This window comes from Kitasatospora viridis (assembly GCF_007829815.1).
Lineage (GTDB): Bacteria > Actinomycetota > Actinomycetes > Streptomycetales > Streptomycetaceae > Kitasatospora > Kitasatospora viridis.
In genome coordinates, this window is sequence record NZ_VIWT01000003.1 from 147,640 (window position 1) to 168,355 (window position 20,716).

Consider the following 20,716-nt stretch of genomic DNA (forward strand, 5'->3'; position numbering starts at 1 on the left):
TGGACATTCGGCGTAGCAGCAAGCAAACCTCCCGGACCGGCAGACGCCGGGCAGCGCTCGCCGCGGTAGCCGCTGTGGTTCTCGGCGCGGCCGGCTGTTCGGCCGGCTCGAACGGCGGCGGCACGGCGAGCGGCCCGGTCCAGCTCACCTACCGGATCTGGGACGCCAGCCAGCAGCCGGCCATGCAGAGCATCGCCGACGCCTTCCACGCGGCGCACCCGAACATCAGCGTCACCGTCCAGCTCACCGCGAGCTCGGAGTACTGGACCAAGATGCAGGCCGACGCCACCAGCGGCAGCGCACCGGACGTGTTCTGGATGAACGGCCCCAACGCCCAGCTGTACGAGTCGAACGGCATCCTGATGCCGCTGTCGGACAAGCTCACCGCCAACGGCCTGAGCCTCTCGAACTACCCGTCGAGCCTGGACAGCCTCTACAGCTACAAGGGCACCCAGTACGGCATCCCGAAGGACTTCGACACCGTCGGCCTCTGGTACAACAAGAAGCTCTTCGACGCGGCCGGCGTGAAGTACCCCGACGCGACCTGGACCTGGCAGGACCTGCAGAGCGCCGCTGCCAAGCTCACCGACTCCGCCAAGGGCCAGTACGGCATCCTCGCGCCGCCGTTCGGCCAGGAGAACTACTACGACACGATCCTCCAGGCCGGCGGCTCGATCATCTCGCCCGACGGCAAGACCTCCGGCTACGACCAGCCGGCCGACATCGCGGGCCTGAAGTTCTGGACCGACCTGGTCAAGGCCGGCTACTCCCCGTCGCTCAAGTCGATGACCGACACCTACCCGAGCCAGCTGTTCGAGGGCGGCAAGGTCGCCATGTACTACGGCGGCAGCTGGGACACCCTGGAGTTCGGCAAGAACCCCAACCTCAAGGGCAACACCGACGTCACCGTCCTGCCGCAGGGCGCCAAGCGCGCGGTGGTGATCCACGGCCTGGCGAACGTGGGCTACGCCAAGACCAAGCACCCCAAGGAGACCGCCGCCTTCATCGGCTTCCTCGGCTCCCAGCAGGCGGCCGAGATCGAGGCGCAGCAGGGCGGGGTCATCCCGGCCTACAACGGCACCCAGCAGGCCTGGGTGAACGCCAACTCCCAGTTCCACCTGCAGTCCTTCCTGGACGAGGTGCCCTACTCGGTGCCGTTCCCCACTTCGAAGAACACCTCCGTCTGGCAGAACCAGGAGGCCACCGTCTTCGGGCCGGCCTGGGACGGCTCGGCGGACGTGGCGTCGGTCGCGAAGCAGATGGCCGGCATCATGAACACGGCGCTGAGCAAGGAAAAGTGAGCTCATGACTCCCTTCGCGGCTCAGCGGACCGCGGGTCAGCCCGCACGCGCCGGCTCCCGGCGCGGGCGGCGCCCCAGCCGCAACCACGGCTGGGGATGGGCCTACCTGATGATCGCGCCGACCACCATCGGCCTGTCGGTCTTCTACCTGTGGCCCATCGCCCAGACCCTCTACTACAGCTTCACCAGCTCCGGCCCGTTCGGCGGCCACACCTGGACCGGCCTCGCCAACTACCAGGCGCTCGGCGGCGATCCGTCGGTCGGCCAGTCCGTGCTCAACACGCTGCTGTACACCGGCATCCAGTTGGCCGCCATCCCGTTCGCCCTGCTGGTGGCCGCGCTGCTCAACCAGCCTGGTCTGCGGGGGCGTTCGGTCTACCGGGTGATCTTCTTCCTGCCGGTGGTGACCATGCCGGTCGCCGTGGCGATGCTGTGGCGCTGGATGTACCAGGGTGACTACGGCCTGGTGAACTACCTGCTGTCGCTGGTGGGGATCCACGGTCCGCACTGGGCCTCCGACCCGGACTACGCGCTGTACTCGGTGGCCGCGATCGGCATCTGGATGTCGTTCGGCTACAACCTGGTGATCTTCCTGGCCGGCCTGCAGGGCATCCCCGCCGAGTACTACGAGGCCGCCCGGGTCGACGGGGCCGGACCGGTCCGGACCTTCCTGCGGATCACGGTTCCGCTGGTGAGCCCGAACATCTTCTTCGTCACCGTCCTGACGGTGATCAACTCCCTGCAGATGTTCGACATCGCCTACATGATGATGAGCACCCCCGGCTCCGCCGCGGGAACCGCCAACCCCGCGCTTCCCAGGGTCCGGTCGATCTCGTACCTGTTCTTCGAGAAGGCCTTCGTCGAGCACGACACCGGCTTCGGGGCCGCGGTGGCCTTCGTCCTGGTCGCCTTCGTGGTGCTGGTGACGGTCATTCAGTTCCGCCTGCAGAAGCGGTGGGTGCACTATGCCTGAGGTCCAGTCCAGCAGCCGCGCGCCGCGGCACCGGGCCCGCTCCGTGGCCGTCCACGCGGTGCTGATCGCCGGCTCGGTGGTCATGCTCGGCCCGTTCCTCTGGGAGCTGGTGACGGCGCTCAAGCCGTTCTCCGAGACCACCCAGCTGCCGCCGACCCTGCTGCCGCACCACTGGCAGCTGTCGAACTTCACCACGGTGTTCCGGAGCCTGCCGTTCGGGCGGATGTTCCTCAACACCGTGCTGATGACGGTGGGACGGACCGTCTGCCAGGTGGCCTTCTCCGCGATGGCCGGCTACGCCTTCGCCCGGATGCGGTTCCGCGGCAGCGCGGTGCTGTTCGCGCTGTTCCTGTCGGTCCTGATGGTGCCGGGCCTGGTCTTCCTGATCCCGCAGTACCTGATCATCGAGCAGCTCGGCTGGCTGAACACCCTGCAGGGCCTGATCGTCCCGATGATGTGCAGCGCCTTCGGCACCTTCATGATGCGTCAGTTCTTCATGTCGCTGCCGACCGACATCGAGGAGGCCGCCCGGCTGGACGGGGCCAACCCCTGGCAGGTCTTCTGGCGCGTGGTGCTCCCGCTGGCCAGGCCCGGACTGCTCGCGCTCACCATCCTGACCGTGCTGTCGTCGTGGAACGACCTGATGTACCCGCTGATCGTCAACACCGATCCGCAGAAGATGACGCTCTCCGCCGGCCTGGCCTCCCTCCAGGGCGAGCACTTCACCGACTACTCGGTGCTGATGGCGGGCTCGCTGATGGCGACCGCGCCGATGATCGTCATCTTCGTCCTGCTCCAGCGGCACTTCATCCAGAGCATCGCCTTCAGCGGCGGCAAGTGACGCCCCAGCACCTCGAAAGGACCAGCACATTGGACGACCTGAAGCTCGGCGTAGTCGGCCTCGGCAACCGCAGCGACCTCGCCGACCTGGCCCACCGCCCCGGCTCGGGGTCCCTGGTGGCCGCCGTCTGCGACCGTGACCCGCGCCTGCTGCAGGCTGCCCCCGGCCGCTTCGGTGACCAGGTGCGGACCACCCCGGACCACCACGACCTGCTCGGCGCCGGACTCGACGGGGTGTTCGTGCTCACCCCCGACCACACCCACGAGCAGATCGCGCTGGACTTCCTCGCCGCCGGCGTCCCGGTCTTCCTGGAGAAGCCGATGGCGATCACCACCGAGGGCTGCGACCGCCTGCTCGCAGCGGCGCACGAGCACCGCACACCGCTCTACGTCGGCCACAACATGCGGCACATGCCCGTCGTGGTGGCCATGCGCGACCTCATCGCCAAGGGCGCGATCGGCGAGGTCAAGGCGGTCTGGTGCCGCCACTTCGTCGGCAACGGCGGGGACTACTACTTCAAGGACTGGCACGCCGACCGGCGCAACACCACCGGCCTGCTGCTCCAGAAGGGCGCCCATGACATCGACGTCATCCACTACCTGGCCGGCGGCTACACGCGCCGGGTGAACGCCATGGGCGGGCTCACCGTCTACGGCGGCATCACCTCGCGCCGCGACCGCAGCGGCGAGCGGATGACCGAGTGGCTGTCCCACGAGAACTGGCCGCCGCTGAGCCAGACCGGGCTGCATCCGGTGGTGGACATCGAGGACCTGAGCATGATGCAGATGCACCTCGACAACGGCGTCCTCGCCGGCTACCAGCAGTGCCACTACACGCCCGACAACTGGCGCAATTACACGGTGATCGGCACCGAGGGACGGCTGGAGAACTTCGGCGACTCCGAGGGCTCCGAGATCCGGGTCTGGAACCGCCGCTCCGACTACCGCGCCGAGGCGGACCTGGTGGTGCGCGTGCACACCCCGACCGGCACCCACGGCGGCGCCGACCCGGTGCTGGTCGCGGAGTTCCTGCGGTTCGCCCGGGACGGCGGCGCCACCGTCACCTCGCCGGTCGCGGCCCGCGAGGCGGTGGCCGCCGGGTACGCGGCCACCATGTCGCTGCGGGACGGCGGTCGGGCCCTGGACGTGGCCCCCGTCGCCCCGGACCTGGCCGCGTACTTCGCCGACGGCCAGCAGTGAGCCGGTCAGGGGCCGGCTGAACCTCCCCTTGTGCGGCCGATGCCGCCCAGCCGTCCCCTGACCTCCCCTTCCCCCCCTTTGCGGCTGCCCCCGGCCGTGTCCCCCCTCGGAGCCCCCCATGAAGAAGCAGCGGAACACCGCCCTCAGAGCTGTGACGGCGGCGTTCGCCCTGGCCATCACGACCGGTCTCGTCTCCATCACCCCAGCGACCGCCAGTCCGAGCGCCCCCGCCAACACCTCCTCCAGGCTCACCGCGGGCTCGCTGCGGATCGGCCTGAGCTCGAACGGCACGGTCACCAGCCTGGTCGACACCGCCAACGGCCACGACTACGCCAGCACCGACCACCCCGAGCCGCTGATCAAGCTGGTCGCCGACGGTGGCCAGCAGCTGCCCACCGCGGTGGCGTACGACAACCACGCGTCCACCTACACCTTCACCTTCGGTGGCAAGGGGATCAAGGTCGGCGTCAAGGCGGTCTCCAAGGACGGGTACGCGACCCTGGAGGTGACCAGCGTCAGCGCGCCCAAGGGGGTGGATGTGCAGACGCTGCTCTGGGGCCCGCTCACCACCACCATCACCCAGACCATCGGCGAGACCGTCGGCGTGGTGCACGACAACGACTTCGCCATCGGCATCCACGGGCTCAACGACAAGAGCGTCGGCGGCTGGCCCACCGAGGACAACAACCTCAGCTTCCCCGGCGGTCCGTCGCCGACCGGCAAGCCGTCGTGGCCGTTCGGCACGTTCAGTGCCGCCCAGACCGGCTGGGGCAGCGTCCTCCAGGCCTACACCTACGACTACACCAAAGCCCGTACGCGAAACCCCGGTTGGGACGGCGAATCGTCGATCACCGCGCCTGCGCTGACCGGTGACGACGCGCAGATCAAGGGCTCGAAGATCGCCCTGTTCGGCACCGCGCCGGGCAACGTGGTCACCGCCCTGTCCGGGATCGAGACCGGCGAGCACCTGATCCACCCCCTCGTCGACGGCCAGTGGGAGAAGACGTCCCAGGGCGCCTCGCAGTCCTTCCTCGTGCTCAGCGACCTGGGCACCGACACGGCGGCCCAGGCCAGCGCGTACGCCAAGGCCGCCGGGATCCGGACCGTCTACTCGCTGCCGGGCACGAACGGCCCCTGGCAGTCCAACGGGCACTTCCAGTTCAACAAGCACTTCGGCAGCTCGGACGCCGGCGCCACCCAGGTGGCCGACACGGCCGCGACCGACGGCGTGACGGTCGGCGTGCACACGCTGTCCAACCTGGTCGACGGCGGCGACCCGTACGTGGCGCCGGTACCTGACAAGGGCATGGCCACCATCGGCTCGGTCAAGCTGACCCGGCCGCTGTCGGCCACGGACACCACGGCCTACGTCGACGGCAACACCGCCCTCAAGGGCGCAGGCGGGGACACCATCTGGATCGGCGACGAGATGATGGGCTTCGGCGCGGTGACGCAGGTGGCGGGCTCCGCGAACGAGTACCAGGTGACGCTCACGAAGCGCGGCACGTGGGGCACCACCCCCGCCGACCACGCCGCGGGTGACAACGCGGCCCGGCTGCAGGGGTACGACGAGCGGGCCGTGGCCGGGATGCCGATACTCCCCGGGCTCTCCGGCCGGCTGGCGCAGATCTTCAACACCACCGGGCTCAGGTCGATGTCCTTCGACGGTCTGGAGAGCGCCACCCTGACCGGCTACGGCACCTTCGCCACCAACCGGCTCGTCAACGGCATGTACCGGGACATCAACGACACCGACAACTTCGTCTCGGAGGCCAGCAACCTGCTGCCCGGCACCTGGGACGCCACCACCCGGGTGAGCTGGGGCGAGGGCTCCCATGGCACGCCGTGGTCGCAGGTCCTCGGCCACCAGCCGTACTACCAGCGCAACTACATGCCCGACATGATGGGCTGGGTCACCTACAACCCCACCGACACCGTGCGCGACCAGGAGTGGACGCTGTCCCAGATGGCGGCCTGGAACGCGGGCGCCGGTCTGCAGACCAGCGTCGCGGCGCTCAACAGCAGCGGCAACACCGCCGGCGTGCTGGAGGCCTGGAAGCAGTGGGAGGCCGCCCGCAACGCCCACGCCTTCACCCAGGCGCAGATGGACGCCATGAAGGACACCAACTCCCGCTGGCACCTGGAGAACACCGTGCCGGGCAAGGCGTGGAACCTCTACCAGGTCGACTACCCGAAGACCGCGCTCACCGCGCCGGACGACGGCACGACGACCGACTGGGACTACACCAACATCAACCCGGCACAGTCCCTGCAGTTCGAGCTGCTGGCCGCCAAGGGAGACGTCGCCAACCCGTCCTTCACGGTGGGCGGTAGGACCGTCACCTACCCGGTCACCGTGCCCCGCGGCGACACCTTGGTGGTCGACGCCGCCGGCACGGCGAAGGTGACCGACCGCACCCAGCACGTGGTCAAGACGGTCACCCCGCAGGGCTCGGTGAAGCTCGCCGCCGGCGACCAGACCGTCAGCTACCAGGCGACCGGGGCCACCGGCTCGAACGCCCAAGTCCGCATCATCACCTACAGCGCCCCCCAGAAGCTCACCGCCCAGGTCACCACCGACGCGCCCGCCACCGCCGCCCCCGGCTCCGCGAACACCGTGACGGCCAGCTACACCAACCCCGGCACCAGCACGGTCAAGGGCGTCCAGCTGACCCCCGCGGCCCCCAAGGGCTGGACGGCCGTGGCGACTTCGCACACCACGTTCGCCACCGTGAAGCCCGGCCAGACCGTCACCGCCACCTGGACCATCACCCCGCCGGCGGACGCCAAACTCGGCGACTACAACCTGCCCGTCCAGGCCACCTACCAGGGCCAGCAGCAGTTCTCGCCGGAGTCGATCGCCCGGATCACCCTGGTCGCCCCCTCCCCGACGGCCACCGCCACGGTCCAGGACCCGCTCTCGAACCGGGTGCAGAGCGACCCGGGCGCGTGACCCCGGTCGGCTTCCTCTGACATAACGTCAACTCCTCGGGTCGGTAACCACTGTGAGGCCGACCCGGGGCCCGGCGCGGAGCTCCCGCGCGACCACCACCCGATCCCCGCCGTGTGACGACACGCGGCGCCGACAGGAGCGTGCATCCACCTTGACCACTCACACCACCCGGCGGGCGCTGGTCGTCCGCGGCGGCTGGGACGGACACCAGCCGGTGGCGATCAGCGACAGCTTCGTCCCGTTCCTCCAGGAGCACGGGTACGCCGTCGAGACCTCCGAGGACCTCGCGGTCTACGACGACGCCGAGCGCCTGGCCGCCACCGACCTGATCGTGCAGTGCTGGACCATGGGCACGCTCACCCGCGAGCAGTGCGACAACCTCACGGCGGCGGTCGTGGCCGGCAGCGGCTTCGCCGGCTGGCACGGCGGCATCGTCGACTCCTTCATGGACCACGGCTACCACCTGCTCACCGGCGGCCGGTTCGTGATGCACCCGCCCGGCTTCCACGACCACACCGTCCACCTGGTCCCCGAGCAGGCCGAGCACCCGATCATCGCGGGGCTGGAGGACTTCGAGGTGCACACCGAGCAGTACTGGATGCTCACCGACCCGCACATCGAGGTGCTGGCCACCACCGTCTTCCCGCCCGACGAGCTGCGCGACCGACCCGCCGTCACCCCGGCGGTGTGGACCCGCACCTGGGGCGCCGGGCGGGTCTTCGTCTCGACCATCGGGCACAAGCCCGACGACTTCGACGTGCCGCAGGTGCGCACGCTGACCGAGAGGGGCCTGCTGTGGGCGAGCCGTTGAGGGTCGGGATCGTGGGCGCGGGCAAGATCAGCGGGGTCTACCTACGCACGCTGAACCGCCTGACGTCCGTTCGACTCACCGCCGTCACCGACCTCGACGAGGAGCGCGCCCGCAGGCTCGCCGAGGAGGGCACGGCCGGGGGCGCGGGCAACGGGAGCGAGGTCGCCGTCGTCGGATCCGTCGCGGAGCTGGTCGCCCGGGACGACGTCGACGCGGTGCTCAACCTGACCATTCCCGCCGCGCACGCCGAGGTCGCCCTCGCCGCGCTCGCCGCCGGCAAGCACGTCTACGGCGAGAAGCCGCTCGCGGCCACTCGGGAGGAGGCCGAGGCCGTGCTCGCCGCGGCCCGCGCGGCAGGCCTGCGGGTGGGGTGCGCCCCCGACACCGTGCTGGGTACCGGCACGCAGACCGCCCGCAAGGCCGTCGACGACGGCCTGATCGGCCGACCGGTCTCCGCCACCGCCTTCATGACCTGCGCCGGCCACGAGCGGTGGCACCCGGACCCGGAGTTCTACTACCGTCCCGGCGGCGGCCCGCTGCTCGACATGGGGCCGTACTACCTGTCCGCGCTCGTCCACCTGCTCGGGCCCGTCGTCAAGGTGACCGGCGCCTCCGCGCGGCCGCGCGCCGAGCGCACCATCGGCAGCGGCCCCCGCGAGGGGCAGACCTTCGGGGTGGAGGTGGACACCCACATCACCGGCATCCTGGAGCACGCCGACGGCACGCTCACCACCCTGATCATGAGCTTCGACGTCGAGGCCGCCCGCCTGCCGCGGATCGAGGTGCACGGCACCCTGGCCTCGCTGTCCGTGCCCGACCCCAACCTCTTCGAGGGACCGGTCGAGATCAACCGCGGCGACCAGTGGGAGACCCTGCCGCCGAGCGCCGGCTACCAGGACGGCGACCGGGGCAGCGGCCTCGCCGACCTGGCCGAGGCGCTGACGGACGACCGCCCGCACCGCGCCTGCGCCGAGCTCGCCGCCCACGTCCTCGACGTCATGCTCACCCTCCTCGACGCGGCGGAGCAGGGCCGGGCGCTCCCGGTCACCAGCACCTGCGAACGCCCCGCCCCGGTGGCCCTCACCAGCCACTGACGGCAGCCGCCCGCTCGCCCGCGGAGGTGGCCGCGCACTTCGCGGACGGGCCGCAGTGAGCCGGCCAGGGGACGGCTGGATCAGCCCCAGTCCAGCCGTCCCCTGGCCCCCTTCCCCCCTTGACCGGTCGGGTCCACCCGGCCTGCGGGCGGTGCGCACAACCGCTCGTGACACTTCCTCAACCCCCTTCGCGGCCGACCCTCCGGCCGTGTCCCCACCCGAGGAGTCCCCCCATGAAGAAGCAGCGCAACACCGCCCTCAGAGCGGTGACGGCCGCCTTCGCCCTGGCCATCACGGCCGGCCTCGTCTCCACCACCCCTGCCATGGCCAGCGCCCCCGCCCCCGCCAACACGGCGTCCAGACTCACCGCGGGCTCGCTGCGGATCGGCCTGAGCTCGAACGGCACGGTCACCAGCCTGGTCGACACCGCCAACGGCCACGACTACGCCAGCACCGACCACCCCGAGCCGCTGATCAAGCTGGTCGCCGACGGTGACCAGCAGCTCCCCACCGCGGTCTCGTACGACAAGTGCGCGTCCACCTACACCTTCACCTTCGGTGCCAAGGGGATCAAGGTCGGCGTCAAGGCGGACTCCAAGAACGGGTACGCGACCCTGGAGGTCACCAGCGTCGACGCCCCCAAGGGGGTGGACGTGCAGACCCTCCTGTGGGGCCCGCTCACCACCACCATCACCCAGACCATCGGCGAGACCGTCGGCGTGGTGCGCGACAACGACTTCGCCATCGGCATCCACGGACTCAACGACAAGAGCGTCGGCGGCTGGCCCACCGAGGACAACGACCTCAGCTTCCCCGACGGCCCGACCAAGGTGGGCGTCTCCGACTGGCCGTTCGGCTGGTTCAGCGCCTCCCAGACCGACTGGGGCAGCGTCCTCCAGGCCTACACCTACGACTACACCAAAGCCCGTACCCGAAACCCCGGTTGGAACAACATCACGTCACAGGACGTGCCGGCGCTAACCGGTGACGACGCGCAGATCAAGGGCTCCAAGATCGCCCTGTTCGGCACCGCACCCGGCAACGTGGTCACCACCCTGTCCGGGATCGAGACCGGCGAGCACCTGATCCACCCCCTCGTCGACGGGCAGTGGGAGAAGACCTCGCAGGGCGCCTCGCAGTCCTTCCTCGTGCTGAACGACCTCAACACCGGCAATGCCGCCCAGGCGAGCGCGCTCGCCAAGGCGGCCGGGATCCGGACCGTCTACTCGCTGCCGAACTCGGAGGGCCCCTGGCAGTCCACCGGGCACTACGACTTCGACGGTTCCTTCGGCGGCTCGGACACGCGCGCTGCCGGTCTGGCCGCCACGGCCGCGACGAACGGTGTCTCAGTGGGCGTGCACACGCTCTCCAACACCGTCGACACCTGGGACCCGTACGTGAAGTCGGACCCCCAGGGCCTGGCGACCCAGGGCACGGTCAAGCTGACCCGGCCACTGGACGCCTCGTCCAGGACGGTCTACGTCGACGGCGACTCCCCCTTCAACGGCGGCAACGGCAACGCCCTCCGGATCGGCAACGAGCTGATCAGCTACGGCGCGGTGACCAAGGTGGCCGGCTCCGCCAACGAGTACCAGATCCACCTCAACGGCCGCGGCGGCTGGGGCACCAAGGCGGCCGCCCACGCCGCGGGCGACGACCTGGCCCGGATGACCTGGTACGCCTACGACCAGTTCGACGCCGGGATGACGATGCTCCCTGCACTCTCCGACCGGCTGGCGCAGATCTTCAACACCACCGGCATCAAGGCGATGTCCTTCGACGGCCTGGAGACCGCCACCCTGACCGGCTACGGCACTTTCGCCACCAACAAGCTGGTCAACGGCATGTACCGGGGCATCACGGACACCGACAACTTCGTCTCGGAGGCCAGCAACCTGCTGCCCGGCACCTGGGACGCCACCACCCGGGTGAGCTGGGGCGAGGGCGCCCACGGGAACACGTACACCGGGTCGTTGCTCGCCCACCAGGCCTACTACCAGCGCAACTACATGCCCGACATGATGGGTTGGGTCGTCTACAACAACTCCGACACGGTGCTCACCCAGGAGTGGCAGCTGTCCAAGATGGCGGCCTGGAACGCGGGCGCCGGCCTGCAGACCAGCGTCGGCGCCCTCAAGAGCAGCGGAAACACAGCGGGTGTGCTGGAGGCCTGGAAGCAGTGGGAGGCCGCCCGCAACGCCCATGCCTTCACCCAGGCGCAGATGGACGCGATGAAGGACGCCGACTCCTACTGGCACCTGGAGAACACCGTGCCGGGCAAGGAGTGGAACCTCTACGACGTCGACTACGCGAAGACCCCGGTCACCGCGCCGAGCGGCAACACGACCAGCTGGACCTACAGCAACACCCACCAGGCGCAGGCCCTCCAGTTCCAGCTGCTGGCCGCGAACGGGGACGTCACCAACCCCTCGTTCACCGTGGGCGGCCAGACCGTGACCTACCCCGTCACCGTGCCCCACGGCGACACCCTGGTCGCCGACGCCACCGGCACCGCGAAGGTCTACGACCACACCCAGCACGTGCTCAAGACGGTCGCCCCGCAGGGCTCGGTGAGCCTCGCCGCCGGAGACCAGACCATCAGCTACCACGCGACCGGGGACAACTCGAACTCCCAGATCCACCTGATCACTTACGGCGCCGCCCAGAAGGTGACCGCCCCGATCACCGCCGACGCGCCCGCCACCGCCGCCCCCGGCTCCGCCAACACCGTGACCAGCAGCTACACCAACCACGGCACCGACAAGCTGAAGGACGTCCAGCTCACCCTGGCGGCCCCCAAGGGCTGGACGGCCGTGGCGACTTCGCACACCACGTTCGCCACCGTGAAGCCCGGCCAGACCGTCACCGCCACCTGGACCGTCACCCCGCCCGCCGACGCCAAGCTCGGCGACTACAACCTGCCCGTCCAGGCCACCTACCAGGACCTGCCGCAGTACTCCCCCGAGGCGATCGCCCAGCTCACCCTGGCCGCGCCCGCCCCGACCGCCACCGCGACGGAGCCGGGCCTGTTCCTGAACCGGGGGCAGAGCGGCCCGGGCGCGTGACCGCCTCCGCCTAGGCAAGCCGACGGGCGGCGCTCGGGACCCTCGCGTCCCGGGAGCCGCCCGTCGGTCTCTGACGCTCCGTCAGGGACCAATCGGCTACTTCCCCTTCCCAGTCCAGAAAGGCATCAGCACATGAGCAAGACGTCCCCCCGCCCGCTCCGGGTCACGGTCTGGAACGAGAACGTCCACGAGACCACCGAACCCGCCATCGCCGCCCGCTACCCGAACGGCATCCACGGCGCGGTGGCCGACGCGATCCGCGAGCACCTACCCGACGCCGAGGTCGGCACGGCCACCCAGGCCGAGCCGGAACACGGCCTGAGCGAGAGCGTGTTGGCGCGGACCGACGTGCTCGTCTGGTGGGGCCACATCGCGCACCACCTGGTCGAGGACGAGGTCGTGGAGCGGGTCAAGCAGCAGGTGCTCGCCGGCATGGGCCTGGTCGTCCTGCACTCCGGCCACCTGTCGAAGATCTTCACCTCGCTGCTGGGCACCACCTGCAACCTTGCCTGGCGGTCGGGCCACGACCGGGAACTCGTCTGGACCGTGGACCCGACGCACCCGATCACCCGCGGGGTCCCCAGCCCGATCGTCATCCCGCAACAGGAGATGTACGGCGAGCACTTCGACATCCCCGCCCCGGACGAACTGGTCTTCATCAGCTCCTTCAGCGGCGGCGAGGTCTTCCGCTCCGGCTGCACGTTCCGCCGCGGCCACGGGCGGATCTTCTACTTCAGTCCCGGCGACCAGGACTACCCCGTCTACTTCCACCCCGATGTGCGCCGCGTCATCGCCAACGGAGCCGCGTGGGCCCGGCAGGACGCGGGCGAGCGGTCGCTGCCGCAGATCCGGAACCGCGCCACCGGCTGGTTCGAGGAGGAGAACCGATGACGACACCGCTCAGCTTCCGGATCCACCCCCAGGACGGACCCCTGCGCGTGGTGCTGGTCGGCGCCGGCGGCATGGGCCGGACCTGGCTGCACACCCTCCAGGCGGCGGACCGGGTCGAGTTGGCGGGCGTCGTCGACCTGGACGCCGCACTCGCCCGACGAGTCGTCACCGAGGAACTCGGCGAGGCCGCGGGCGCACCGGTCGTCGTGGGCACCTCCCTGCGCGAGGTGGCGCCGCGCTGCGCAGCGGACGCCGTGATCAACGTGACGGTGCCCGCCGCCCACCTCCCGGTCACCCTGGAGGCCCTGGACCTGGGGCTGCCGGTGCTCGGCGAGAAGCCGCTGGCCGACGGCCTGGCGGCGGCGGCCACCCTGGTCCGGGCGGCGGAGCAGGCCGGTGAACTGTTCATGGTGAGCCAGAACCGCCGCTACGACCGGCACTTGTGGTCGCTGCGCCATCACGCCGCCCAGTTGGGGCCGGTGGGGGTGCTCACCCAGGAGTTCTTCAAGGCACCCCGGTTCGGCGGATTCCGGGACGCCATGGCGCACCCGCTGATCCTCGACATGGCGATCCACAACTTCGACGCCGCGCGGTTCGTCCTGGACGCCGACCCGGTGGCCGTCTACTGCGAGGAGTACAACCCGCCGTGGAGCTGGTACGCGGGCGACGCCGCGAGCACCGCCGTGTTCGAGATGACCGGCGGCACCCGCTTCGTCTACACCGGCAGTTGGTGCAGCGAGGGCCTGGAGACCTCCTGGAACAGCCGCTGGCGCCTCAGCGCCGCAGGCGGAAGCGCCCTCTGGGACGGTGAGACCGCACCGGTCGCCCAGTATGCGGACGGCCGGCCGGACGACGCCCGACCGACCGTCCCGCTGCCACCCGCGGAGAACACCGCGGGCGCCCTCGCCGAGTTCGTCGAGGCGCTGCGCACCGGCCGGGTGCCGATGGGCGAGTGCCACGACAACCTGCTGAGCCTGGCGATGGTCTACGCGGCCATCGCCTCCTCGCGGACCCGCAGCCGCGTCGAGATCGCCGACGTGCTGGGCAATTGCTGACGGATCATCAGCTCCCGGTCTGCTTGGCGAGTTTGGTGTAGCGGCCGCCGAGCAGCCACTCTGCGATGTACAGGTTGCCGTCCGGGTCGCTCGCCAGGCCGTGCGGGGAGTTGAACTTGCCCGGTTGCAGGCGGTCGGTGGGCACCGGGCGGCCCTCGGTGTCGAGGGCGTTGGGCCAGCCCGGCTCCTGGGTGACGGCGCCGTTGTCGCCCAGGTAGCCGACCAGTTCGTCGTCGCCGTCCAGCACGGCCAGGCGCGAGTACAGCTCGCCCACGATCAGGTGGTCGCCGTCGAAGGCGAAGACGCTGGGCGAGTTGAGCACGCCCTGGCCGACGGTGCGGCGGAACGTGCCGTCCGTCCCGTAGACCTGGATCCGCGCGTTCCCCCGGTCGGCGACGTACAGCTCGGGTGCGCCCCGGCGGGTGTCGAGCGCGATCGAGTGCGGGCAGTCGAAGGGTGACCCGCCCTCCTGGCCGTTGATGCTCAGCAGGTACCGGCCGTCCCCGTCGAACTTGTGGACCAGGCTGGATCCGTAGCCGTCGGTCACCCAGAGGTCCCCGGTGGCGGCGTCCACCGCGACGTCGGTCGGCGCGTAGTGCCCGCCGTCGGCGTACACCTCGGCCGGCGGACGCTCGACGCGCCCCAACTCCCGGCCGTCCAGCGAGTACTTGGCCACGGCCGGCCCCCAGCCGTCGTCGCCCAGGGTGCCGTCCGGCCGCAGGACGCTCTTCCCGCCCGGATCGGCGATCCACACCGCGTCGCCGTCGATCCGCAGGCCGTGGCCCTCGCCCAGCCGGACCGGGAAGGAGCGCAGCAGCGAGCCGTCCGTGCCGAGCACCAGGACCAGTGGCTCCCGGGGGTGGAACGTCACCACCTCACCGGCATCGGTGACCTGGATCCCGGGATGCGCCCAGCCCGTCCCCGCGAGGGCGGGATCGGGCACCGCCGCCCAGGCGTCGACCCACTCGTACGCGATCGGGCCACAATCGATTCTCACGTCAACTTCCTTGTCGTCACAGGTGCAGCGTGCCCTTGAGCGCGCGATGGGCGAGTGGTGAGTGGCCGTGCAGGCGGCGGAAGGCGGTGCTGAAGGCGCGGACGTCGAGGTAGCCGCAGGCCTGGGCCACCTCCGTCACCGTGGTGCCGGTGTCGAGGAGCAGGACCGCCGCCAGGTCGAGCCGCTGGCGGCGCAGGGTGGCGATCAGCGAGGTTCCGGTCTCCTGCCGGAACAGCCGCTCGGCGTGACGCTCCGACAGGTGGACGGCGGCCGCGACGTCCCGGACCGTCATGGGCCGGGACAGGTTGTCGGACAAGTACCGCTGCATCGCCACCACGGCGGGCGACAGCCGACTCACCGCAGGAGGCAGCGCACTCAGGTCGTCGTCGGCTGCGAAGGCCCGCGCGGTGTCCACCACGAGTGCGGCCCCGAGCCCGGCCAGTGCGGACTCGTACCCGGACCGCACCGGCGCCGCGTGCTCGGCGAGCACGGTGAGCAGGGACGCCAGCGAACCAGCACGCCGTGACACCGTCGGCCCGGTAGGGTCGGTGAGCCCGGACCACCAGCCCCGCTCGGCGGGACTCGGGCCGTGGGGCCCGGCCCGCAGGGTGAAGCTCCAGAAGGCGATGCCCAGGGGGTCGGTGTGGCTCGACTCGATCTCGTGCACGTCGCCGGGCCGGGCGAGGAAGAGGTCACCGGCACCGACCTCGTGGTGCTCGTCGCCGGTGCTGAACCGCCCGGCGCCGCCGTAGGCGAGGCAGACCTCGTAGAAGGAGTGCCGGTGCCAGTAGTTGCGCCAGGGCGACGTCGGGTAGAAGCCCCAGCTGAGGAAGTCGGCCTTGAAGGCCCCGGCCTGGCAGGTCCGCAGCACGCCGGACAGCTCCGTGAGCCGCCCGGCGTTCGCCACGTTCCCCAGGCTCAACCGGTCCTCCTGCCCGTGGGGTCGACGCCCGCCAGCATCATGCCCTGTCCCAGTGAGTGGTCGTGCGCGCGGACCGCCGGCGGATCCGCCGGGTCCCGGAACTGCACCAGCCAGGTGGTGCGGGCCTCGTCACTGACGTTGACGCCGGAGGCGTGGACCGTCAGGTAGGAGAAGAAAAGCACATCACCGGCCTCGGCGGGAAGCGGTACGGCCGCGTCGAACGGCACGTCGGGCAGGTGGTAGCTGCCCTCCTCCACGTGCTCCAGCGGCCCCTGGTGGTGGTTGCCCGGCACGATCCGGACGCAGCCCTTCTCCTGCGGGGCGTCGTCCAGGTGGAAGATCGCGGCAGCGACGCGGTGGTGGGTGTGCGGGAAGAACGGGTGGTCCTGGTGCGGCGGGAACGGCGATCCGTTCTCCGGCGGCTTCACGAACAGCTTGGTGTGGTGCAGCTGCACGTTCGGCCCGCCCAGCACCGCTGCGGCGACGCTGGTGAAGCGCTCGTCCGTCAGCAGCCGGGAGAACGCGGCGGAGTGGAACTGCACGTCGTGCAGGTGCTGCAGCCGCGTCGGTGCTCCGCCCGCCAGGCCGGCCGCCGAGTCCCACGTCGGATTCTCGTGGCCGCCGACCGTGGCCAGCGCCTCGTGGGCGCACTGGCGGTAGGCCGCCGCCTCCTCCCGGCTCAGCAGCCCCTTGACGAGCACGTACCCGTGCTCGTTGTAGTGGCTTGCCAGGTCCGTGAGTTCGGCCGTTCGCGAGGTCATTGTCGTTGCCTCCTCCTGTGAACTGCCCGGCCGGACTGCGGCCGGGCTCGGGAACGACACTAGGTACCGGGCCGCCGTCCGCCGTAGACCTGCGACGGACGGCGGTGTTCGTGAAACGGACACGCGGCCGGCGGCGACGGACCCGCCACGCGCTCAGGCCACCCGACCGTCGAACAGGACCGGGTTGATCGGCGAGTCGGCCACCTGGCCGGCCTCGACACCGGGGAAGAACCGCTCGATGGCCTGGTACTCGTTGGTGGGCTCGGTGATGCGGATGTCCGCGTCCATGTAGATGACCGTCATCACCCGCCGCGGCGCCGTCCCGCGGTTCGGTCCCGCGTGGTGGAAGGTCCAGCCGCGGTGGAAGCTGGCGTCGCCGAGGGCGAAGGGCTCGACGACGTCCCCGAAGTCCTGCTCGGCCAGGAGTCGCTCCAGCCGTGCCTCGGACTCGTCGGAGATCGGGAGGTCACGGCCGTGGGAGAAGTTGTGGCTGCCCGGGGCGAAGGCCAGGGGGCCCATGTCCAGCCCGGTCTCCTGGAGCGGCAGCCACAGGGTGACGGTGCGGTCGGACGACAGCGGCCAGTAGTACTGGTCGGCGTGCCAGGGGGTGATGCCGCCGCCGGGCTCCTTGTAGAGGGCCTGGTCGTGGTAGAGCCGCACGGCGTGCACGCCGAGGAGCCGGGCCGCGATGCCGGCCAGGCGGCGCGAGAAGACCAACTCCTTGGCCGGCGCGCTCTCCTGCCACAGGTTCTCGATCTGGAGGAACGCCTTGCCGTAGGTGTCGCGCTCGCTCAGCGGAAGGTGCTGGGTGTTCAGCCGGATCACCTCGGCGGTGATCGTCGGCTCGTACCGCGCGATCGTCTCCGGCGACAGCACCCCGGAGAGGTGGACGAAGCCGTCCCGGTTGAAGTCGGCGGTCGCGGTCGGCGGCAGGCCCTCGTAGGGGAGGTCCAACTCGTTGGAGGGTGCCTGGGGCATGTCGGTCATCTGGGCTCCTGCTCATCGTGCCTGCGGTGGCGGCGGGTTGCCGGTGCCAACCGTTCCAGGAGACCGAGGGCGGTGCCACGCCCCCGTTGTCCACTTCTGGTACTCGGTTGTCACTGTTGCCCGGTGGCGGTCCGAGCTAGGGTGCCCGCATGAAGCCCCGCTACGAGGCGCCGGGGACATCCGACGGAACCACGTTCGCGTGCTTCATCCGCCGCGATGACGCTTTCGGCTTCTCCTGGCACCACCACCAGGAGTACGAGCTCACGCTCATCACCCAGGGCTCGGGAACGCGCTACGTGGGTACCACCGTGGAGCGCTACCACCCCGGCGACCTCGTGCTGCTCGGCCCGGACCTGCCGCACACGTTCGCCTCCGAGCCGCACGAGGGGCCGGCCGGAGCGGTGGTGACGCAGTTCCGGCACGACTTCCTCGGCCCGGAGTTCTTCGCACTGCCCCAGTTCCGTTCCCTCCAAAGCCTGTTGACCCGCTCCACCCGTGGCCTGCGCTTCGGCAGCACGCCGACCGAGGTGCGAGCGGCCCTCGCCCGGCTTCCCCAACTGGACGGTGCGGCACGGACGGTGGGACTCCTCGACGTACTGCACCGGGTTTCCGGCGACACCACGGCCGCTCCGATCACCGGGCCCGGATACACCGCGGCTCCGAACGGCGCCGTGCGCGAGCGCGTGGACACCGTCTGCCGCCACCTCCAACAGGCCCACACCGCGCCGGTGCACCAGGAGGAGGTGGCGGCCCTGGTGCACATGTCGCCCACGTCCTTCAGCCGCTTCTTCCGGCAGGCCATGGGCCGCACGCTCACCGACTACGTCAACCAGCTCCGGGTGGAGACGGCGTGCGCCCTGCTGGCCGACACGTCACTGCCGGTCACCGAGGTCGCGGCCCGCAGCGGCTACCAGAACCTGTCGAACTTCAACCGCCGCTTCCGCGAACTGAAGGGGCTGCGACCCACGGAGTACCGCGCCGCCCACTGGGGAACTGGCTGACCACTCGTCAGTTCGCTTCCGGCGCCGTGCCTCAGCCGTCACCACCACCGCTCCGCACCCGACGCCGGTGCCGCGACGGCGTCTCGCCGGTCTCCCGGCGGAACGCGGTGGCGAAGTGCTGGGACGAGGAGTAGCCGAGGTCGACGGCGATCGCGGTGACCGTCAGGTCGGTCTCGGCGAGCAGCAGCCGGGCGCGCTCGGTGCGCAGGCGGGTGCGGTAGCGGGCGGGGGTCTCGCCGGTCTCGACGCGGAACAGTTCCGCGAAGTGGGCGGGTGAGAGCCGCACTTCGGTGGCCAGCTGATCGACCGTCAGGCCCTCGGCGAGCCGGTGCTCGATGTGCCGTTTGGCCGTCGCGACGGCCGGGTGCATGGCGAGGTGACGCCCTGGGGGCCGACTCCGGGCCAGCCGGGAGGCCTCGATGACGAGCAGCGCGGCGGTGCAGGCCAGGCCGGCCGCGCGCTGCGGCTGGTGGGTGGTGACCTCGCGCAGGAACAGCTCGAACGGCGCAACCAGGGATCCGGCGTCCGTGATCACGATCGGCCGGCGTTGCCGCCACAGCGGGTGGAGGTCGTCCGGTGGTACGAGCTCGGCGGGCGCGAGTGCGGCGAAGTAGAAGTGGTAGGGCTCCGGGCCGGATTCCGCGAGCGCGTGCGGCACGGCCGGCGGCACCATCAGCAGGCCGCGCGCGGGGACCTCGCAGGTGCGGTCCGCCACGGTCCACCGCGTCGGCGGACCGGCCAGCTGCAGGTAGAGCTCCCAGGTGTCGTGGGCGTGGGTGCCGATGACCCAGCTGGTGGGGGCGTGCTGGTCGCCCGCGTGCGCCAGGCCGGGCACGCCGGCCTGGCGCAGGTTCGCGTGGAACCCGGCGCTCAGTCCGGCGGGGCGGTCTATGGTCACCCGAGGATTATGTACAAACGCAGGGGTCTCCCGCACGCTCCAGCAGGGCCGTTGCTCATAGCGTCTGGGGCATGGTGAACAATGTGCTCGACCTGCTGCCGACCGACCAGGACGTGGCGTCCTACCAGGAGAACGGCTACTGGATCTCGCCACCGATCCTCTCCGACGAGGTGCTGGACGCCGCCGAGCGCGGCATGCACCGCCACTACGCCGAGGACGTCGACCACGATCTGGCCGGCGACCCGCACCGGGAGCTGTGGGGCTGGCGCGCCACCGACGGGGAGGTGCTGCGCAAGAACGACTACGCCTCCCTGCGGGTCGACGAACTCGCCCTCCTGGTAGGCCAGTCGGTCATCTCCGCGACCGCGGCCCGGCTCTCGGGAGCGGCGGAGATCCGACTCTGGCACGACCAGCTGCTGTACAAGCCCAGCGGTGCGGCCCGGCCGGGCAACGTCGGCTGGCACACCGACCGGCAGTACTGGCGCTCCTGCGCCAGCCAGCAGATGCTGACCGCCTGGGTGCCCTTCCACGACGTCACCGAGGCCCACGGGCCCCTGATGTTCGCGGCGGGCAGCCACCGTTGGCAGGAGGAGGCCGACCTGAGCTTCTTCGACCAGGACCTCAGCACGATCGGGCGGTACGCCGACGCCCACGACCTGCGCATCGTCACCGCGACGCTCGGCCGGGGCCAGGTCAGCTTCCACCACGTCAGGACCCTGCACGGCAGCGGTCCCAACCACAGCGGCGAAGCGCGCCGGTCCATCGCCGTCCACCTGCAGCCCGGCGACAACCACCACGTGCACGCGCACAACGCCGACGGCTCCCTGGTCCGCCACGGCAACGACCGGCTGGCCGCCGCCCGGCCGGACGGCACACCCGACTACGCCGACCCCGCCGTGTGCCCCCGGCTGTGGCCCCCGGTTCGCTGACCGGCGCGGTGGTGCGAAGTCCCACGCGACCCGGCCGC

General features: G+C 70.8%; 17 protein-coding genes. 12 read left to right on the plus strand and 5 right to left on the minus strand.

The genetic code is table 11. The annotated features are described in order from the left end of the window. Window positions 1–74: 74 nt before the first annotated feature. The 10 genes from FHX73_RS31235 (at window position 75) to FHX73_RS31280 (ending at window position 14,183) form a co-directional block, all read left to right on the plus strand. Window positions 75–1,301, plus strand: a complete 1,227-nt coding sequence (locus FHX73_RS31235; RefSeq protein ID WP_211786391.1) for an ABC transporter substrate-binding protein — start codon at window positions 75–77, stop codon at window positions 1,299–1,301. 4 nt (window positions 1,302–1,305) lie between these two features. Next, window positions 1,306–2,274 carry a carbohydrate ABC transporter permease gene (locus FHX73_RS31240; RefSeq protein ID WP_170305159.1) on the plus strand — a complete coding sequence of 323 codons (969 nt, stop codon included), beginning with the start codon at window positions 1,306–1,308 and terminating at the stop codon, window positions 2,272–2,274. Further along, a complete protein-coding gene (locus FHX73_RS31245; protein WP_145909306.1) occupies window positions 2,267–3,115 on the plus strand; it encodes a carbohydrate ABC transporter permease in 849 nt (282 codons plus the stop codon). The genes FHX73_RS31240 and FHX73_RS31245 overlap by 8 nt, the downstream gene beginning before the upstream one ends. Before the next feature lie 29 nt (window positions 3,116–3,144). Further along, entirely contained in the window at window positions 3,145–4,314 is a 1,170-nt protein-coding gene (locus tag FHX73_RS31250) for a Gfo/Idh/MocA family protein (RefSeq protein WP_145909307.1), read from the plus strand. Window positions 4,315–4,432: 118 nt separating this feature from the next. Continuing rightward, a complete protein-coding gene (locus FHX73_RS31255) occupies window positions 4,433–7,267 on the plus strand; it encodes an NEW3 domain-containing protein (RefSeq protein ID WP_145909308.1) in 2,835 nt (944 codons plus the stop codon). A gap of 151 nt (window positions 7,268–7,418) precedes the next feature. After that, window positions 7,419–8,078 (plus strand): ThuA domain-containing protein, encoded by a 660-nt coding sequence (locus tag FHX73_RS31260; protein WP_145909309.1) that lies wholly within the window; start codon window positions 7,419–7,421, stop codon window positions 8,076–8,078. Beyond that, window positions 8,063–9,172, plus strand: a complete 1,110-nt coding sequence (locus tag FHX73_RS31265; protein WP_145909310.1) for a Gfo/Idh/MocA family protein — start codon at window positions 8,063–8,065, stop codon at window positions 9,170–9,172. The genes FHX73_RS31260 and FHX73_RS31265 overlap by 16 nt, the downstream gene beginning before the upstream one ends. 233 nt (window positions 9,173–9,405) lie before the next feature. Beyond that, window positions 9,406–12,237, plus strand: coding sequence for an NEW3 domain-containing protein (locus FHX73_RS31270; RefSeq protein ID WP_145909311.1), 2,832 nt, complete (start codon window positions 9,406–9,408; stop codon window positions 12,235–12,237). 132 nt (window positions 12,238–12,369) lie between these two features. Continuing rightward, window positions 12,370–13,128, plus strand: coding sequence for a ThuA domain-containing protein (locus FHX73_RS31275; protein ID WP_145909312.1), 759 nt, complete (start codon window positions 12,370–12,372; stop codon window positions 13,126–13,128). After that, a complete protein-coding gene (locus tag FHX73_RS31280; RefSeq protein WP_145909313.1) occupies window positions 13,125–14,183 on the plus strand; it encodes a Gfo/Idh/MocA family protein in 1,059 nt (352 codons plus the stop codon). Before FHX73_RS31275 ends, FHX73_RS31280 begins: the two co-directional genes overlap by 4 nt. Before the next feature lie 7 nt (window positions 14,184–14,190). On the opposite strand, the gene FHX73_RS31285 is transcribed toward FHX73_RS31280, so the two are convergent. The 4 genes from FHX73_RS31285 to FHX73_RS31300 form a co-directional block, all read right to left on the minus strand. Next, window positions 14,191–15,180: an NHL repeat-containing protein gene (locus tag FHX73_RS31285; RefSeq protein ID WP_145909314.1), complete on the minus strand. Its 990-nt coding sequence runs from the start codon at window positions 15,178–15,180 to the stop codon at window positions 14,191–14,193. A 16-nt stretch (window positions 15,181–15,196) separates the two neighbouring features. Further along, window positions 15,197–16,102, minus strand: a complete 906-nt coding sequence (locus tag FHX73_RS31290) for a helix-turn-helix domain-containing protein (protein ID WP_145909315.1) — start codon at window positions 16,100–16,102, stop codon at window positions 15,197–15,199. Further along, window positions 16,099–16,863, minus strand: coding sequence for a phytanoyl-CoA dioxygenase family protein (locus FHX73_RS31295; RefSeq protein WP_145909316.1), 765 nt, complete (start codon window positions 16,861–16,863; stop codon window positions 16,099–16,101). The genes FHX73_RS31290 and FHX73_RS31295 overlap by 4 nt, the downstream gene beginning before the upstream one ends. 153 nt (window positions 16,864–17,016) lie before the next feature. Further along, entirely contained in the window at window positions 17,017–17,850 is an 834-nt protein-coding gene (locus tag FHX73_RS31300; RefSeq protein WP_211786392.1) for a phytanoyl-CoA dioxygenase family protein, read from the minus strand. 149 nt (window positions 17,851–17,999) lie between these two features. Between FHX73_RS31300 and FHX73_RS31305 the strand changes: the two genes are divergently transcribed. Next, on the plus strand, window positions 18,000–18,851 hold the full coding sequence (locus FHX73_RS31305) for an AraC family transcriptional regulator (RefSeq protein ID WP_145909317.1): 852 nt from the start codon (window positions 18,000–18,002) through the stop codon (window positions 18,849–18,851). A 31-nt stretch (window positions 18,852–18,882) separates the two neighbouring features. On the opposite strand, the gene FHX73_RS31310 is transcribed toward FHX73_RS31305, so the two are convergent. After that, window positions 18,883–19,749, minus strand: coding sequence for a helix-turn-helix domain-containing protein (locus FHX73_RS31310; RefSeq protein WP_145909318.1), 867 nt, complete (start codon window positions 19,747–19,749; stop codon window positions 18,883–18,885). A gap of 71 nt (window positions 19,750–19,820) precedes the next feature. Here FHX73_RS31310 and FHX73_RS31315 point away from each other — a divergent pair, with 71 nt between their 5' ends. Continuing rightward, window positions 19,821–20,678, plus strand: a complete 858-nt coding sequence (locus tag FHX73_RS31315; RefSeq protein ID WP_145909319.1) for a phytanoyl-CoA dioxygenase family protein — start codon at window positions 19,821–19,823, stop codon at window positions 20,676–20,678. Window positions 20,679–20,716: the final 38 nt, after the last annotated feature.

What these genes read in the sequence shown, in the direction of transcription:
- FHX73_RS31240 (WP_170305159.1), top strand. Translation starts at nt 1,306, where the DNA reads ATGACTCCCTTCGCGGCTCAGCGGACCGCGGGTCAGCCCGCACGCGCC.
- FHX73_RS31245 (WP_145909306.1), top strand. Translation starts at nt 2,267, where the DNA reads ATGCCTGAGGTCCAGTCCAGCAGCCGCGCGCCGCGGCACCGGGCCCGC.
- FHX73_RS31255 (WP_145909308.1), top strand. Translation starts at nt 4,433, where the DNA reads ATGAAGAAGCAGCGGAACACCGCCCTCAGAGCTGTGACGGCGGCGTTC.
- FHX73_RS31270 (WP_145909311.1), top strand. Translation starts at nt 9,406, where the DNA reads ATGAAGAAGCAGCGCAACACCGCCCTCAGAGCGGTGACGGCCGCCTTC.
- FHX73_RS31275 (WP_145909312.1), top strand. Translation starts at nt 12,370, where the DNA reads ATGAGCAAGACGTCCCCCCGCCCGCTCCGGGTCACGGTCTGGAACGAG.
- FHX73_RS31280 (WP_145909313.1), top strand. Translation starts at nt 13,125, where the DNA reads ATGACGACACCGCTCAGCTTCCGGATCCACCCCCAGGACGGACCCCTG.
- FHX73_RS31295 (WP_145909316.1), bottom strand. Translation starts at nt 16,863, where the DNA reads ATGACCTCGCGAACGGCCGAACTCACGGACCTGGCAAGCCACTACAAC.
- FHX73_RS31300 (WP_211786392.1), bottom strand. Translation starts at nt 17,850, where the DNA reads ATGACCGACATGCCCCAGGCACCCTCCAACGAGTTGGACCTCCCCTAC.
- FHX73_RS31305 (WP_145909317.1), top strand. Translation starts at nt 18,000, where the DNA reads ATGAAGCCCCGCTACGAGGCGCCGGGGACATCCGACGGAACCACGTTC.
- FHX73_RS31315 (WP_145909319.1), top strand. Translation starts at nt 19,821, where the DNA reads ATGGTGAACAATGTGCTCGACCTGCTGCCGACCGACCAGGACGTGGCG.